Origin of the sequence: Microbacterium martis (genome assembly GCF_047246685.1) — a bacterium.
Lineage (GTDB): Bacteria > Actinomycetota > Actinomycetes > Actinomycetales > Microbacteriaceae > Microbacterium.
On the sequence record NZ_JBFOKT010000004.1, the window covers coordinates 34,247 to 48,255 of the forward strand.

12 protein-coding genes are annotated in these 14,009 nt (G+C 70.9%); 5 read left to right on the forward strand and 7 right to left on the reverse strand.

Annotation, left to right across the window (positions count from 1 at the left end; all coding sequences use genetic code 11):
* Positions 1–101: 101 nt before the first annotated feature.
* Positions 102–470 (reverse strand): LysM peptidoglycan-binding domain-containing protein, encoded by a 369-nt coding sequence (locus tag AB3M90_RS15145; RefSeq protein WP_412953464.1) that lies wholly within the window; start codon positions 468–470, stop codon positions 102–104.
* Positions 471–758: 288 nt separating this feature from the next.
* Here AB3M90_RS15145 and lexA point away from each other — a divergent pair, with 288 nt between their 5' ends.
* Positions 759–1,445: a transcriptional repressor LexA gene (gene lexA / locus AB3M90_RS15150; RefSeq protein ID WP_412953467.1), complete on the forward strand. Its 687-nt coding sequence runs from the start codon at positions 759–761 to the stop codon at positions 1,443–1,445.
* A gap of 11 nt (positions 1,446–1,456) precedes the next feature.
* On the opposite strand, the gene metE is transcribed toward lexA, so the two are convergent.
* A complete protein-coding gene (metE, locus tag AB3M90_RS15155) occupies positions 1,457–3,766 on the reverse strand; it encodes a 5-methyltetrahydropteroyltriglutamate--homocysteine S-methyltransferase (RefSeq protein ID WP_412953469.1) in 2,310 nt (769 codons plus the stop codon).
* A gap of 30 nt (positions 3,767–3,796) precedes the next feature.
* Entirely contained in the window at positions 3,797–4,744 is a 948-nt protein-coding gene (locus AB3M90_RS15160; RefSeq protein WP_412953472.1) for a methylenetetrahydrofolate reductase, read from the reverse strand.
* A gap of 188 nt (positions 4,745–4,932) precedes the next feature.
* Here AB3M90_RS15160 and AB3M90_RS15165 point away from each other — a divergent pair, with 188 nt between their 5' ends.
* Complete coding sequence (locus tag AB3M90_RS15165; RefSeq protein ID WP_412953475.1) at positions 4,933–6,798, forward strand: S9 family peptidase; 1,866 nt, start codon at positions 4,933–4,935, stop codon at positions 6,796–6,798.
* A gap of 8 nt (positions 6,799–6,806) precedes the next feature.
* Here the strand turns inward: AB3M90_RS15165 and smpB are convergent, their stop codons facing one another.
* The 3 genes from smpB to ftsE form a co-directional block, all read right to left on the reverse strand.
* On the reverse strand, positions 6,807–7,283 hold the full coding sequence (gene smpB / locus AB3M90_RS15170; RefSeq protein WP_412953478.1) for an SsrA-binding protein SmpB: 477 nt from the start codon (positions 7,281–7,283) through the stop codon (positions 6,807–6,809).
* A gap of 77 nt (positions 7,284–7,360) precedes the next feature.
* The gene (gene ftsX / locus AB3M90_RS15175) at positions 7,361–8,275 is read right to left on the reverse strand and encodes a permease-like cell division protein FtsX (protein ID WP_412953481.1); all 915 of its coding nucleotides are present in this window, start codon (positions 8,273–8,275) and stop codon (positions 7,361–7,363) included.
* A complete protein-coding gene (gene ftsE / locus AB3M90_RS15180) occupies positions 8,272–9,324 on the reverse strand; it encodes a cell division ATP-binding protein FtsE (RefSeq protein WP_412953484.1) in 1,053 nt (350 codons plus the stop codon). The genes ftsX and ftsE overlap by 4 nt, the downstream gene beginning before the upstream one ends.
* A 175-nt stretch (positions 9,325–9,499) precedes the next feature.
* Between ftsE and AB3M90_RS15185 the strand changes: the two genes are divergently transcribed.
* Positions 9,500–10,531, forward strand: a complete 1,032-nt coding sequence (locus tag AB3M90_RS15185) for a DUF2510 domain-containing protein (RefSeq protein WP_412953487.1) — start codon at positions 9,500–9,502, stop codon at positions 10,529–10,531.
* 41 nt (positions 10,532–10,572) lie between these two features.
* Positions 10,573–11,454 carry a septum formation family protein gene (locus AB3M90_RS15190; protein WP_412953489.1) on the forward strand — a complete coding sequence of 294 codons (882 nt, stop codon included), beginning with the start codon at positions 10,573–10,575 and terminating at the stop codon, positions 11,452–11,454.
* A gap of 21 nt (positions 11,455–11,475) precedes the next feature.
* On the opposite strand, the gene prfB is transcribed toward AB3M90_RS15190, so the two are convergent.
* Positions 11,476–12,585, reverse strand: coding sequence for a peptide chain release factor 2 (gene prfB, locus AB3M90_RS15195; RefSeq protein WP_412953492.1), 1,110 nt, complete (start codon positions 12,583–12,585; stop codon positions 11,476–11,478).
* 119 nt (positions 12,586–12,704) lie between these two features.
* Here prfB and AB3M90_RS15200 point away from each other — a divergent pair, with 119 nt between their 5' ends.
* On the forward strand, positions 12,705–13,943 hold the full coding sequence (locus AB3M90_RS15200) for an MFS transporter (protein WP_412953878.1): 1,239 nt from the start codon (positions 12,705–12,707) through the stop codon (positions 13,941–13,943).
* Positions 13,944–14,009: the final 66 nt, after the last annotated feature.

The window sequence follows — 14,009 nt, forward strand, 5'->3', positions numbered from 1 at the left end:
TCGAAGGAGGGTTCCTGAGCCTGTCGAAGGAGGGTTCCTGAGCCTGTCGAAGGAGGGTTCCTGAGCCTGTCGAAGGAGGGTTCCTGAGCCTGTCGAAGGACTCAGTCCGCGTACTCCGCGGGGATCGCCAGTTCCTGACCGATCCGGAGCTCGCCGCCGCGCAGCATGTTGAGGCGGGAGATCTCTCCGATGACGTCGCGCGGGTCGGCCGACGGGGCGACCGCGCTGGCGATGGACCACAGGGTGTCACCCGGGAGCACCGTGACGGTCTCGAAGGAGACGACAGCGGCCTGCTCGCCGGAGGCGAGGGCGCTTCCGCCACTGAGTGCGGCGAGTCCGATGCCGACGGCGAGAGGGACCGCTGCGAAGGCCAGGAGAACGGCACGACCACGTGCGGTCAGACGCAGCCGCGACCGCGCCGCCGGGCGCGCCGGGATGACCGCTGCGGTGCTGAGGCTGATGCTGCTCATGTCTGGCTCCTTGCCTGTTCTCGTCGACTCGGCCGACGATGACGTGGGCGTAGCGTTCGCATCCGCGTCTCGGCCGGGAGCCGTGGATGCGAAGCTACGTTCCGAAGATATCTTCGAGTTCGAACATCTGTCAACTGTTCTTCGAAACCGGGTTCGAGAATCCTGCGACACGCTCGAACAGATCTTCCAGATCGCGCGATTTCTCGGATACGGTTTCGATACGAACACCCCACCACGGGCCTCCGACATTCGAAGCGGAACGGTCGGAACGCGTACTGAAGGAGCACGATGAGCGAGAACTCAGCCCCCGAGCAGGAGGCCCCTCGGACGCGCCGGCGGAAGAGCCTCAGCCCGAAGCAGATGGCGATCCTCGAGGTCATCCAGACCGCCATCGCTCATCACGGGTACCCGCCCAGCATGCGAGAGATCGGCGACGCCGTCGGGCTCAAGTCGCTCTCGAGCGTGACCCACCAGCTCGGTCAGCTGGAGCTGAGCGGCTACCTGCGCCGCGACCCGGGGAAGACCCGCGCCATGGAGGTGCTGATCGATCTCCCCGGCACGAGCGGCGAGAACCCGGCCGACGTCGCCACCCCCGTCGGCGATGCGGCCCTCGTCCCGCTGGTCGGCCGCATCGCCGCCGGCGTCCCGATCACCGCCGAGCAGCAGGTCGAGGAGATCTTCCCCCTCCCCCGTCAGCTGGTGGGCAAGGGAGACCTCTTCATGCTGAAGGTGTCGGGCGACTCTATGATCGACGCGGCCATCTGCGACGGCGACTGGGTGGTCGTGCGATCGCAGAACAACGCCGAGAACGGCGAGATCGTCGCCGCGATGCTCGATGACGAGGCGACGGTGAAGACGTTCCGCCGGCGCGACGGGCACACCTGGCTACTACCCAGGAACTCCGCGTTCGAGCCGATCCTGGGCGATGAGGCCACGGTCCTCGGCAAGGTCGTCGCCGTGCTGCGCACTGTCTGAGGCGTCACCGCTCAGACGACCGCGCCGACCTCCGCTCGGACACGACGGGTCGCCTCGACGATGTTCCGCAGCGACGCCGTGGTCTCGTCATAGCCTCGCGTCTTCAGCCCGCAGTCGGGATTGACCCACAGGTGACGCGTCGGGATCTCCTCGACCGCGCGCCGCAGCAGCGACTCGACCTCGTCGACCGTCGGCACGCGCGGCGAGTGGATGTCGTAGACGCCCGGGCCGATGCCGCGATCGAACCCCGCCTCGGCGATGTCGGCCACGACCTCCATGCGACTGCGGGCCGCCTCGATCGAGGTGACGTCGGCATCGAGCGCGCGGATCGCGTCGATCACCACCCCGAACTCCGAGTAGCAGAGATGCGTGTGCACCTGGGTGGCGGCGGCGGCGCCCCCGGTGGCCAGCCGGAACGACCGCACGGACCAGTCGAGGTAAGCCGGCTGGTCGGCCCTCTTCAGCGGAAGCAGCTCGCGCAGAGCCGGCTCGTCGACCTGGATGACGGCTATTCCGGCCGCCTCCAGATCGGCGATCTCCTCCCGGAGGGCGAGCGCGACCTGGTCGGCCGTCTCGGCGAGCGGCTGATCGTCGCGGACGAACGACCAGGCGAGGATGGTCACCGGCCCCGTCAGCATGCCCTTCAGGTGCGCGGTCGTCAGCGACTGCGCGAAGGCCGACCAGGCGACGGTGATCGGCGCCGGGCGTGAGACGTCGCCCCACAGGATCGAGGGACGGGTGGCGCGTGAGCCGTACGACTGCACCCAGCCGTGCTCGGTCACCGCGAAGCCGTCGAGGTTCTCGGCGAAGTACTGCACCATGTCGTTGCGCTCGGGCTCGCCGTGCACGAGCACGTCGAGGCCCAGTTCCTCCTGCAGAGCCACGACGCTCGAGATCTCGCGCCGCAGGAACTCGTCGTAGTCCTCCCGGGAGATCTCACCGCGGGTGAATCGGGCCCGAGCCCGTCGGATCTCGCCGGTCTGCGGGAAGGATCCGATCGTGGTGAGGGGAAGCACCGGCAGACCGAGGGCCTCCTGCGCCGTCTCTCGTTCGGCCGACGCCACACGCGCGAAGTCGGCCTCGGTGAGCTCGCGGCCGCGCACCGCTCCGTCCCGCACCCCGGGCGCGTGCAGGCGGTCGGACAGAGCGGCGGAGGCCGCGTCGAGCTCGTCGGCGATCGCCGCGCGACCTGCGGAGAGACCGCGCGCGAGCACGCCGATCTGCTCGACCTTCTGGTCGGCGAACGCGAGCCACGAGACCAGGCGCGGGTCGAGCCGGCTCTCGTCGGCGACGTCGTGCGGCAGGTGCAGGAGCGACGTCGAGGTTCCGGCCGAGACCGGAGCGCCCAGACCCCGCAGCTCTTCGAGCCGGTCGAACGCCGCCGCGAGGTCGCCGCGCCAGATGTTGTGGCCGTCGACCACACCACCCACGAGCGTCTTGCCCGCGAGCCCCTCGGCGGCCTCCGGGATCCCGCCGCGGACCAGATCGACCGCGATCGCCTCGATCGGGGCCGCCGCGAGCACGGGGAACACGGCTCCGAGCTCGGCGTACGGCGCCGCGACCAGGATCGACGGACGCTCGGACGCCTCCCCGAGGACCGACAGCGCGGATGCCGCGGCATCCGCCAGCTGCTCGGTCGAGGCGGGCAGCGACTCGCTCACGAGCGCCGGCTCGTCGAGCTGCACCCACTCGGCGCCGGCCGCCCGCAGCCGTCCGAGCAGCTCGACGTACACCGGTACGAGATCGTCGAGTCGTGAGAGCGGGTCGAAGCCGTCAGGCGCGTCGTCCGACGCCTTCGCGAGCGCGAGCAGGGTCACCGGCCCCACGACGACGGGCCGCGTGACGAAGCCGGCCGCCACCGCCTCCGCGACCTCGCGCACGAGGCGCTCGCTGGAGAGGGAGAACACGGTGTCGGGCCCGATCTCGGGCACCAGGTAGTGATAGTTCGAGTCGAACCACTTCGTCATCTCGAGCGGGGCGCGATCGCCCTCGCCGCGGGCGATGGTGAAATACGCCGCGAGGCCGATCGTGCCGTCGGCCGACCGCAGGTCCTCGAAGCGGGCGGGGATCGCCCCCACCGTCGCCGCGGCGTCGAGCACCTGGTCGTAGAACGAGAAGGACTCGGGGATCGAGGAGTCGCCGCGCCCGAGACCGAGGGAGGCGAGACGGTCGCGGGTGGCCGCGCGCAGCTCGGCGGCGGCGCGCTCGAGCTCGGAGAGGTCGGTGCGACCGGCCCAGAACGCCTCGACGGCCTTCTTCAGTTCGCGACGGCGGCCGATGCGGGGATAGCCCAGGATGGTGCCCTCAGGGAATGCGGTCATGATGTGTCCTTTCGGCGGGGGTCGAGGGGATCAGTGCCGCAGGGCCGGGAGGATCCCGGCTTCCGCGAGCACGCTGAGCACGGTCTCGTGCTGGTTGAAGGCGTAGAGGTGCACGCCCGGTGCGCCGCCGGCGACGACGTCGCGGGCGAGGCGGGCGGCCCATTCGATGCCGATCTCGCGGCGCCCCTCCGGTGTCGGTTCGACGTCGAGGGCGACCGCGAGCTCGCTCGGGAGGTCTTCTCCCGTGAGTTCGAGCACGCGCCGCAGTCGCGCGGGCGAGGTGATGGGCATGATGCCCGGCAGGATCGGGATCGTCACGCCGGCGCGGCGCGCCCGCTCCACGAACGCCAGGTAGTCGTCGGGGTGGAAGAACAGCTGCGTGATGGCGAAGGTCGCGCCCGCCGCCTGCTTCGCGAGCAGCGACTCCACGTCGTGGGCGGGGCGGGTCGACCGCGGATGGCCCGTCGGGAACGCCGCCACCGCGATGTTCACCCGGCGTCGGGGGTCGACCCGGACGGCGCCCGGCAGGCCGGGCACCGGCGACTCCCGGTAAGGAGCGCGCTCGGCCTGGACGCGGTCGATGAGCTGCACCAGCTGAGCCGCGCTCTCGAGATCGCCGAGGAACCCCTCCGTCCTCCCGGCGGGCGGATCGCCGCGCAGGGCGAGGAAGCTCAGGATGCCGGCGTCGAGGAACTCGCGGATCAGAGCCGCCGCCCCGGTGTAGGTGTTGCCGACGCAGGTGAGGTGCGCGAGCGGCTCGACATCGGTGTGCTCGCGGATGAAGCGGAGCACGTCGAGCGAGCGTCCGCCGGCGGATCCGCCCGCGCCGTAGGTGACGGAGAGGAAGCTCGGCCCCGCCGCGGCGAGGTGGCGGACGGTCTGCTGCAGCGCTTCGTCGCTCGACTCCGAGCGCGGGGGATAGAGCTCGAAGGAGAAGGGCACCGGGTGGGTGCCGGAGGTCTCGTCGTCGGACGACATGTTTCTCCTGAGGACAGGGCGGGCCGGGCGGCCGCGCACGACGCAGTGGGGCATCATTCGCGGGCGGGTGCCGGGCTCGGCTGTCGCTCCACACCCGGTGGACCGGGCGTTCCCAGAAACGTAGAACACGGCGGCAGAGGCTCGCACGTGTGTGTCGTCGTGTGTCGAGCGCCGCCTAGGCTCGAGGCATGTCGTCTCCGTTCGGCTCCTGGTCCTCCCCCTTCACGGCCGCGTCCGTCGCGGCATCCGCCCCGCGCATCGACGGTGCACGGTTCGTCGGGAGCGCGATCTGGTGGGGCGAGTCGGTGCCCGCCGAGGGAGGGCGGATGACGGTCCGCAGCTCGGACGGATCGGAGATGCTGCCGGCGCCGTGGAGCGCGCGATCGCGGGTGCACGAGTACGGCGGCGGAGCATGGACGGCGGATGCCGACGGCATACTCTATTTCGTCCACGCGGGAGACCAGCGGATCTACCGGCTCACGGCCGGGTCCGAGCCGCGCGCGCTCACGCCGGCCGGCCCGGCGCACGGCGGATTGCGACTCCAGGACGGGCGGCTCCTGGCGATCCGCGAAGACCTCGACGCCGTTCCGCCGCTGCGCGCCGTCATCGAGGTTCCCGTCGACGGGTCGGCCGCCGACGACCCGACGGCGCTCCGCACCTTCGTGGAGAGCGACCTGTTCTTCGCGCACCCGGCGCTCTCCCCCGACGGCTCCCGCCTCGCGTGGGTCGAGTGGAGCGGCGAGCGGATGCCGTGGCAGAGCGCGCAGCTGGCGATCGCGGCGATCGACGAGGGCACCGTCACCCGCCCCGAGACGAGAGCGGCGCTGCAGCCGGAATGGCGCAGCGACACCGAACTCGTCTACAGCGACGATCCGTCCGGACGCTGGCAGCTGCACCGGCGAGAGGTCGATCGGTCGGGCGCCGCGCAGGCGGCCGAGCCGCTCACGACGACCGACGCCGACACGGGCTACGGACTCTGGGTGCTCGGCAACCGCTGGTACCGACCGCTCGCCGACGGTCGCACGGTGGCGGTGCGCACGAACGGCCGCGACGAGGTCGCGGTCATCGCTCCCGACGGCGCGACGACCGCGCTCGACGTGCCGTGCGACGGTCATGTCAGCGTCGACGACGTCTCGGGCCCGCGCGTGCTGCTCTCGGGGAACGGCTCATCGACCGCACCCGGCGTGTGGTGCGTCGACCTCGACAGCGGCGACATCTCGGTCGTCACGGGCGGCGCGCCGGTCGACACCGGGTGGATGCCGCCGGCGCAGCCGATCGAGATCGACGGCGGCCGGGGCGCGGTGCACGCCTTCGCGTACGCCCCGGCGCACCCCACCGCCTCGGCGCCGACGGGCGAGCTGCCGCCGTACGTCGTGTTCGTGCACGGCGGCCCGACCGCCCACGTCACGGGAGCCGCGTCCACGGCGATCGCCTTCTACACCAGCCGCGGCATCGGCGTGCTCGACGTGAACTACGGCGGCTCCACCGGCTACGGACGGGCCTACCGGGAGCGCCTTGACGGCGCCTGGGGCCTGGTCGACGTCGACGACGTCATCGCCGCCGCACGCGGCCTGGCGGATGCCGGACTCGCCGACCCTCGACGCATCGCCATCCGCGGAAGCTCCGCCGGCGGCTGGACGGTCCTCTCGGCCCTCGTGCGCGGCGGCGCCTTCGCGGCCGGGATCAGTCGCTACGGCGTCGCCGATCTGCGGATGCTGGCCGAGCACTCGCACGGTTTCGAGGAGCTCTACGTCGCGGGACTGGTGGGGCCGCTCCCCGCGGCCGAGGAGCTGTACGTCGAGCGCTCACCGCTGACGCACGCCGACCGCATCGACGTGCCGGTGCTGCTGATGCAGGGCGAGGACGACCGCGTGGTGCCGCCATCGCAGTCGGAGGCGATCCGCGACGCCCTCGCCGCGCACGGCGTCGATCACGAATACGTGCTGTACCCCGGCGAGGGCCACGGGTTCCGCAGCGCGACGACGATCGTCGACGCGCTCGAACGCGAACTGGCCTTCCTCGGGCGGGTGTTCGGGTTCACCCCGGCGCGCTGAGCCCCGGGCTATTCGCCCATGCGGTTGCGCGTGCGCATCGCGCGCTCGGCCTCACGCGTGTCCTGCCGCTCTCGCAGCGTCTGACGCTTGTCGTACTCGCGCTTGCCCTTCGCGAGGGCGATCTCGACCTTGGCGCGGCCGTCGGAGAAGTACAGCTTCAGCGGGATGAGCGTGTAGCCGCCCGCCGACACCGCGTGCGCGATCTTCGTGATCTCCTCGCGGTGCAGGAGGAGTTTGCGAATGCGCTTCGCGGAGTGATTGGTCCAGTGCCCCTGGGAGTACTCGGGGATGTGCACGGCGTCGAGGAAGACCTCATTGCCCTTCACGAACGCATAGCCGTCGCTGAGGTTCGCGCGCCCCTGGCGCAACGACTTGACCTCGGTGCCGGTGAGCACCATGCCGGCCTCGTAGGACTTCTCGATGGCGTAGTCGTGACGCGCGCGACGATTGGTCGCGACGACCTTCTCCCCGCGTTCCCTGGGCATGGTGCTCCTGCTCTCTCTCGTGGCCGGCGTCTCTGTCGCGGTCGGCGCCGCTGTCGCGGCCAGCCCACCAGCCTACCTCAGGTGCGCAGCCACCGACGGATCGCGAACCCGGCCGAGAGCGCCGCGAGCACGACCCCGATCCCGATCAGCACGGGCACCACGAGGGCGGCATCCCCCATGGTGACCCAGGTGGTGATGAACGGGACGCGCCCGCGGAGATAGCCGTCGACCCCGAAGTGCACCCCCGCGACGACGGCCGCACTGGCCAGGACCGAGCCGAGGAAGGCGGCGAACACGCCTTCGAGCACGAACGGCGTCTGGATGAAGCGGTTCGACGCGCCCACCAGTCGCATGATGCCGATCTCCTTCCGGCGCGCATAGGCCGAGAGCCGGATGGTCGTGCCGATCAGGAGCGTCGCCGCGATGAGCATGAGCACCGCGATGCCGACCGCGATGTAGGTCGCGACCGTGAGGGCCGAGAACAGCGGCTCGAGGTACTGCAGCTGGTCGCGCACCTGCTCGACGCCGGCCTGCCCGCTGAACGCCTCGCTCAGCACCTGCGACTGCCCCGGGTCCTTCATCGTGACGAAGAACACCTCGAACGCCTGATCCGGGGTGAGCACGCTCGCCTGGTCCTCGCCGAGCTGCTCGACCAGCTTCGCGTAGGTCTCCTCCTTCGTGTCGAAGGTCATCGAGCTGATGAGCGGCGAGAGCGCCTCGCCTTCGAGCTGGGCGCGCACCGCGGCCACCTGCTCCTCGCTGGCCGCACCGTCGACGCAGGTCTCCGCCTCGGAGACGTCGGAGCACATGTAGACCGCGACCTGGGCGCGTTCGGCCCAGTATCCGCGCATGACCCCGATCTGCGCCTGCATCAGGATGGCGGCGCCGACGAAGGTGAGCGAGACGAAGGTGACGAGCACGACGGAGATCACCATGGAGATGTTGCGCCGCAGACCCCCGAGGGCCTCGGTCAGGATCAGACCGATCCTCATGAGGTCGGCCCCACTTCCTCGTCGTCGTCGTCGGAGAGCCCGAGACGGTCGGCGACGCCGAGCTCGGCGACGTCGACCCGCGGCACCGCGATGGGGTGCGTGAGCGGCCCCGCGACCGGCTGCTGCTCCGCGACCGGCGGCTCGTCCGCGACCGGCTGCTGCTCCGCGACCGGCTCGTCGGGCGGTTCCACGATCGACCCCGGAGCGGATGCCGCCGTTCGGCGCTTCTCGGCGAGCTCCTCGGCGAGGGCGGCGCGGACGACCGAGAGATCGGCGGTCTGACGCTGGACCTCCTGCACCGCCGTGAGGGCGGCGGCCGCGGCCGCGCCCCGCACCTCCTCCGGAGCGAGACGCGGGATGTTCGAAGTGTCGCCGTAGCCGCCGTGCACCTCGTCGCGCACCATCTCGCCGTCGCGGAGCTCGATCACGCGGCGCTGCATCTGGTCGACGAACGCCGCCTCGTGGGTCGCCATCAGAACCGTGGTGCCGCCCGCGTTGATGCGGGCGAGGAGCTGCATGATGTCGACCGAGGTGGCCGGGTCGAGGTTTCCGGTCGGCTCATCGGCGAGCAGCACCTGCGGCCGGTTGACGAGCGCGCGGGCGATCGCCACGCGCTGCTGCTCGCCGCCCGAGAGCTCGTGCGGCATCCGCTTCTGCTTGCCGTCGAGACCGACGAGGGCGAGCGCCTCGGGCACGGCCTGCTGGATGAAGCCGCGCGAGGATCCGGTCACCTGCAGAGTGAACGCGACGTTCTGATACACCGTCTTCGACGGCAGGAGACGGAAGTCCTGGAACACCGAGCCGATGTGGCGACGGAAGTACGGCACCTTGCGATTGGCGAGCGAGCGCAGGTCGCGTCCGAGCACGGCGACGCGGCCGGCGGTGGGCACGTCTTCGCGGAGGATGAGCCGCAGGCAGGAGGACTTGCCGGACCCGGAGGCGCCGACGAGGAACACGAACTCCCCGCGCTGCACTTCGAAGTCGACACCGGACAGGGCGGGCTTCGACGTCCCGCGGTAGCGTTTCGTGACGTTCTCGAACCGAATCATGGCGATCCGAGCCTAAGCGCGCCCACGCGCCCCGCCGCCAGCGACACCCCGCACGGCCGACGGCGCAGAGGGCGGATCCGCCCGAAGATCGGCCGATCGATGTCGGCCCGCACTGCTATACATGAAGTGGCGTTCGCGGGTCTCCGCACGCCTGGAGCTTTCACAAGGGGGACACATGAGCACGCCTGCCGGGTGGTACGACGACGGATCCGGGCGCCAGCGCTGGTGGGACGGCCAGCAGTGGACCGAGCATTTCGCGCCCGAAGCCCCCGCCGCGCCGCAGAACGACACCACGCCGCTGGGCGAGAACGAGGCTCCGACCACATCGCTCGACGACACCGTCATCCGTCCGGAGACCCCCGACCCCTCGCCGACGGATTCCGGCGACGCTCCGGCAGCCGCCGGAGAGGATGCCGCTCCCGCCTTCGCGGTCGCGCCTCCGGCCGCGCCGCAGCCCGCGGCATCCGACCATCCCGTCGCTCCCCCGGCACCCGACTACCCCGTCGCTCCCGCGACACCCGACGCGTATCCGGGCGTGAGCGGCGGCTACCCGCCCGCGGCGGGCGGCTACGGCGCGACCCCGGCCTATCCGGGCGCCGCCGGGGCGAGCACCCCCGACGAGCCGAAGAAGGTCTCGGTCCTCGGCATCGTCGGACTCGGACTCGCGGTGCTCGGCACCATCCTCGTCTTCATCCCGGTGATCGGATTCCTCGGATTCTTCCTGCTGGCGGCCGCGTTCATCGTCTCGCTCATCTCGCTCTTCCTGAAGGGCAAGAAGTGGCCCGGCATCACGGGGCTCGCGCTCTCGATCGTCGGCACCATCCTCGGCGTGGTCATGGGATTCGTGTATCTGGCGATGTTCGCGGCCGGGGTCAACGAGGAGCTCGGCGACCTGCCCACCTCCGCCCCCTCCATCTCGGCCGAGCCTCTGGAGACCGGTGAGCCCGACGCCGGCGCCTCGACCGACCGCCCCACGGTGGAGGAGCTCGAGGTCGGCATCGCGGCGATCATCCAGTCGACCGGAACCGAGGGTTACACGCCCGAGAGCATCACGTGCTTCGCGGAGGAGTTCTACGCCTCCGACATCGATGACGAGACGCTGCGCGTCATCGCCTCCGGCGACGACGCCACGTTCAGCGATGCGGAAGCGGCACTGGCCTTCACCGACCAGTTCACCGACTCGCTGTCGACCTGCCTCATCCCCTGACGACTCGCCCTCACGACGCACGGGAAGGATCGGGGGAGGCGATGACGACTCCGGCGGGCTGGTACGACGACGGCTCCGGGAAGCGGCGTTGGTGGGACGGATCGCAGTGGACGATGCATGTGACCACGTCGGTTCCCGACACGCCCGAATGGACCCCACCGACGGCCCCGGCCATCCGTGCGGCGGCGACGGCGGGGGCGCCGGCGACGAGGAGAATCTCGGTGTTCGGACTCGTCGGCCTCATCGCGGCGGCGATCGGCGCCGTCCTCGCCTGCATCCCTCCGATCACGGTCGCGGGGTGGGCGCTCCTGGGCGCGGCGGTCGTCGTCTCTCTCGTCTCCCTGTTCCTCCCCGGGACGAAGTGGCCGGGCGTCACCGGTCTGGGCGTCGCCGCGTTCGGCACGGTCCTCGCCCTGGCCGTCTCCCTGTTCACGGTCGGGCTGCGATCGGTCGTGGAGGCCGCCGACGATGCGACGCAGCCGACGGCTCCGTCCGCCGCTCCGTCGCGCTCGCCGGCCCCGATGCCGACCGACGACCCGGCCCCTGAGGGTGCCGAGATGGTGCCCTTCGCGGAGCTCGAGGTCGGCGACTGCCTGCCACTCGTCGAGTACGAGTCCGACGAAGACATTTACGAGCTTCCCGTGCTGCCCTGCGATGTGCCGCATACGGATGAGGTGTTCTTCATCTATGAGCTCGACGACGGAGAGTTCCCCGGCGACGAGTACCTCACCGACAAGACGTGGGAGGACTGCCGCGCGCACTTCGAGGCGTTCGTCGGCGTTGCGTACGACGACTCCGAGCTCGACTTCTACAGCTACCAGCCGACCAGGAGCTCGTGGATCCGTGCCGGTGACCGCACGGTGCACTGCATCGTCTTCAGCTATGACGAAGTGACGGGTTCACTGGCGGGCGCGGGGCGCTGAACGCGGCTCGCGAGCGAGAGCTCAGTCGTCGTCCTTGCGCTTGCGCCAGCGGATGCCGGCCGAGATGAACCCGTCGAGGTCGCCGTCGAACACGGCGGCGGGGTTCCCCGACTCGTGGCCCGTGCGCAGGTCTTTCACGAGCTGCTGACCGTAGAGGAAGTACGAGCGCATCTGGTCGCCCCAGCTCGCGGTGATGTTGCCCGCGAGCTCCTTCTTCTTCGCCGCCTCCTCCTCCTTCTGCAGCAGAAGCAGGCGCGTCTGGAGAACGCGCATGGCTGCCGCACGGTTCTGGATCTGCGACTTCTCGTTCTGCATCGAGACCACGATGCCGGTGGGGAGGTGCGTGAGGCGCACGGCGGAATCGGTCGTGTTGACCGACTGACCGCCCGGCCCCGACGAGCGGAACACGTCGACGCGGATGTCGCCCTCGGGGATGTCGACCTCGGTCGCCTCCTCCATGAGCGGGATGACCTCGACCGCGGCGAAGGAGGTCTGGCGCTTGTCGGCCGAGCCGAACGGGCTGATGCGCGCGAGGCGGTGCGTGCCGGCCTCGACCGACAGCGTCCCGAACGCGTAGGGGGCGTCGATCTCGAACGTCGCCGACTTGATGCCCGCGCCCTCCGCGTACGAGGTGTCCATGACCTTCGCGGGATACTTGTGCTGCTCGGCCCAGCGCAGGTACATGCGCAGGAGCATCTCGGCGAAGTCGGTGGCGTCGTCGCCGCCCGCGCCCGAGCGGATCGTGATGATCGCGCTCCGCTCGTCGTATTCGCCGTCGAGGAGGGTCTGCACCTCGAGCTGGTTGATCACCTCGGTGAGCGCGGCGAGCTCGGTGCGCGCTTCCTGCGCCGACTCCTCGTCTCCCATCTCGTTGGCGAGGTCGACGAGCACCTCGAGGTCGTCGAGGCGCTGGGCGATGCCGGTGATGCGGGCGAGTTCCGACTGCCGGTGACTGAGAGCGCTGGTGACCTTCTGCGCGCGCTCGGTGTCGTCCCAGAGGTCGGGGGCGCCGGCCTCCTCGCTGAGCCGCGCGATCTCGTCGCGAAGGTGGGTGACGTCGACGACCTCGCTGATGTCGCCGAAGGTGTGCCTGAGCGCCTGGATTTCGGCGGAGAGATCTAGTTCGAGCATGACACCCCAGCCTAACGTGCCGTCCGCGCGCTCGGGAGACGCCGGAGGCCGGGGCGGCGCGGCGGGGGTAGCGTGAAGAGGTGAGCAGTGCATCGACGGTCCTCCGGCAGTTCGGGCCGATGGTGTACCTGCCGACGGTGCTCTTCGCCCTGGGCGAGGGCGCGGTGATCCCGCTGATCCCGGTGATCGCCGCGTCGATGGGCGCCGACGTGGCGTTCGCCGCGCTCGTGGCCTCGGCGCTGGTGGTCGGGCAGCTGTGCGGCAACCTGCCGGCGGGCTGGGCGGTCGGCCGCATCGGCGAGCGGTTCACCATGGTGATCGCCGGCACGCTGTCGATCCTCGCCGCGGTCGGCATGGTGCTCGCCCCCTCGCTCGGCGTGCTCGCCGCCTCCGTCTTCATCCTCGGCGTGTGCGCCGCGGCCTTCGGCCTGGCCCGGCACGCCTTCATGACCACCCGCGTGCCGGTCGCCTTCCGGGCGCGGTCGCTGTCGCTTCTGGGCGGCAGCTTCCGGCTCGGCGTCTTCGTCGGGCCGTTCGTCTCGGCCGGTCTCCTGCAGATCTTCGGCGACGAGGCCGCGGCGATCTGGTTCTTCCTCGTCTGCCTGGTCGTGATGGTCATGCTCGTGCTGTTCGGTCCCGACCCCGAGAAGACCACTCCGCCGATGACGTCGCCGGCGCGTCGCGGGTTCGCGGAGGATTCCGGGGAGGCGGTGAGCGGATCGATCCCCACCCTCGAACGCGTCGGCATCTTCGCGACCATGTGGCGCCAGCGTGTCGTGCTCGGTCGTCTCGGCCTGGCAGCGGCGTCGCTGTCGGCGGTGCGGTCGGCCCGTCAGGTCGTGCTCCCGCTCTGGGGGTTGTCGCTGGGCCTGGACGCCTCGACGATCGCCCTGGTCGTCGGCGTCTCCGGGGCGATCGACTTCGCCCTGTTCTACGCGAGCGGGCAGGTCATGGACCGCTTCGGCCGGCTCTGGGCGGCGATGCCCGCCATGGTGCTGATGGGAACCGGGTTCCTCGCGCTCTCGGTGACCCACGACGTCGACGCCGCGGTGCTCTGGTTCGGTCTTTTCGCCGGCGTGCTCGGCGTCGGCAACGGCCTGTCGAGCGGCATCCTGCTCACCCTCGGTGCCGACGTGGCCCCGAAGCACGAGCCGGCGGCGTTCCTCGGGTCCTGGCGGACCCTGACGGATGCCGGGGGTGCCGTCGCGCCGCTCCTCGTCGCCGCCGTCACGGCGGCGGCCGCGCTCCCGTTCGCGTCGGCGGCGATGGGAGTGGTGAGCCTGGCGGGCGCGCTCGGGTTCCTGCGCTGGATCCCGAAGTTCGTGCCGCGCATGCGCCCGCCCATGCCCGAGGAGTGAGGCGGATGCCGCCGTCGGCGCCGTCCTCGCGACATACTGGCTAGCGACGGCGGCCCGTGAGGCCCT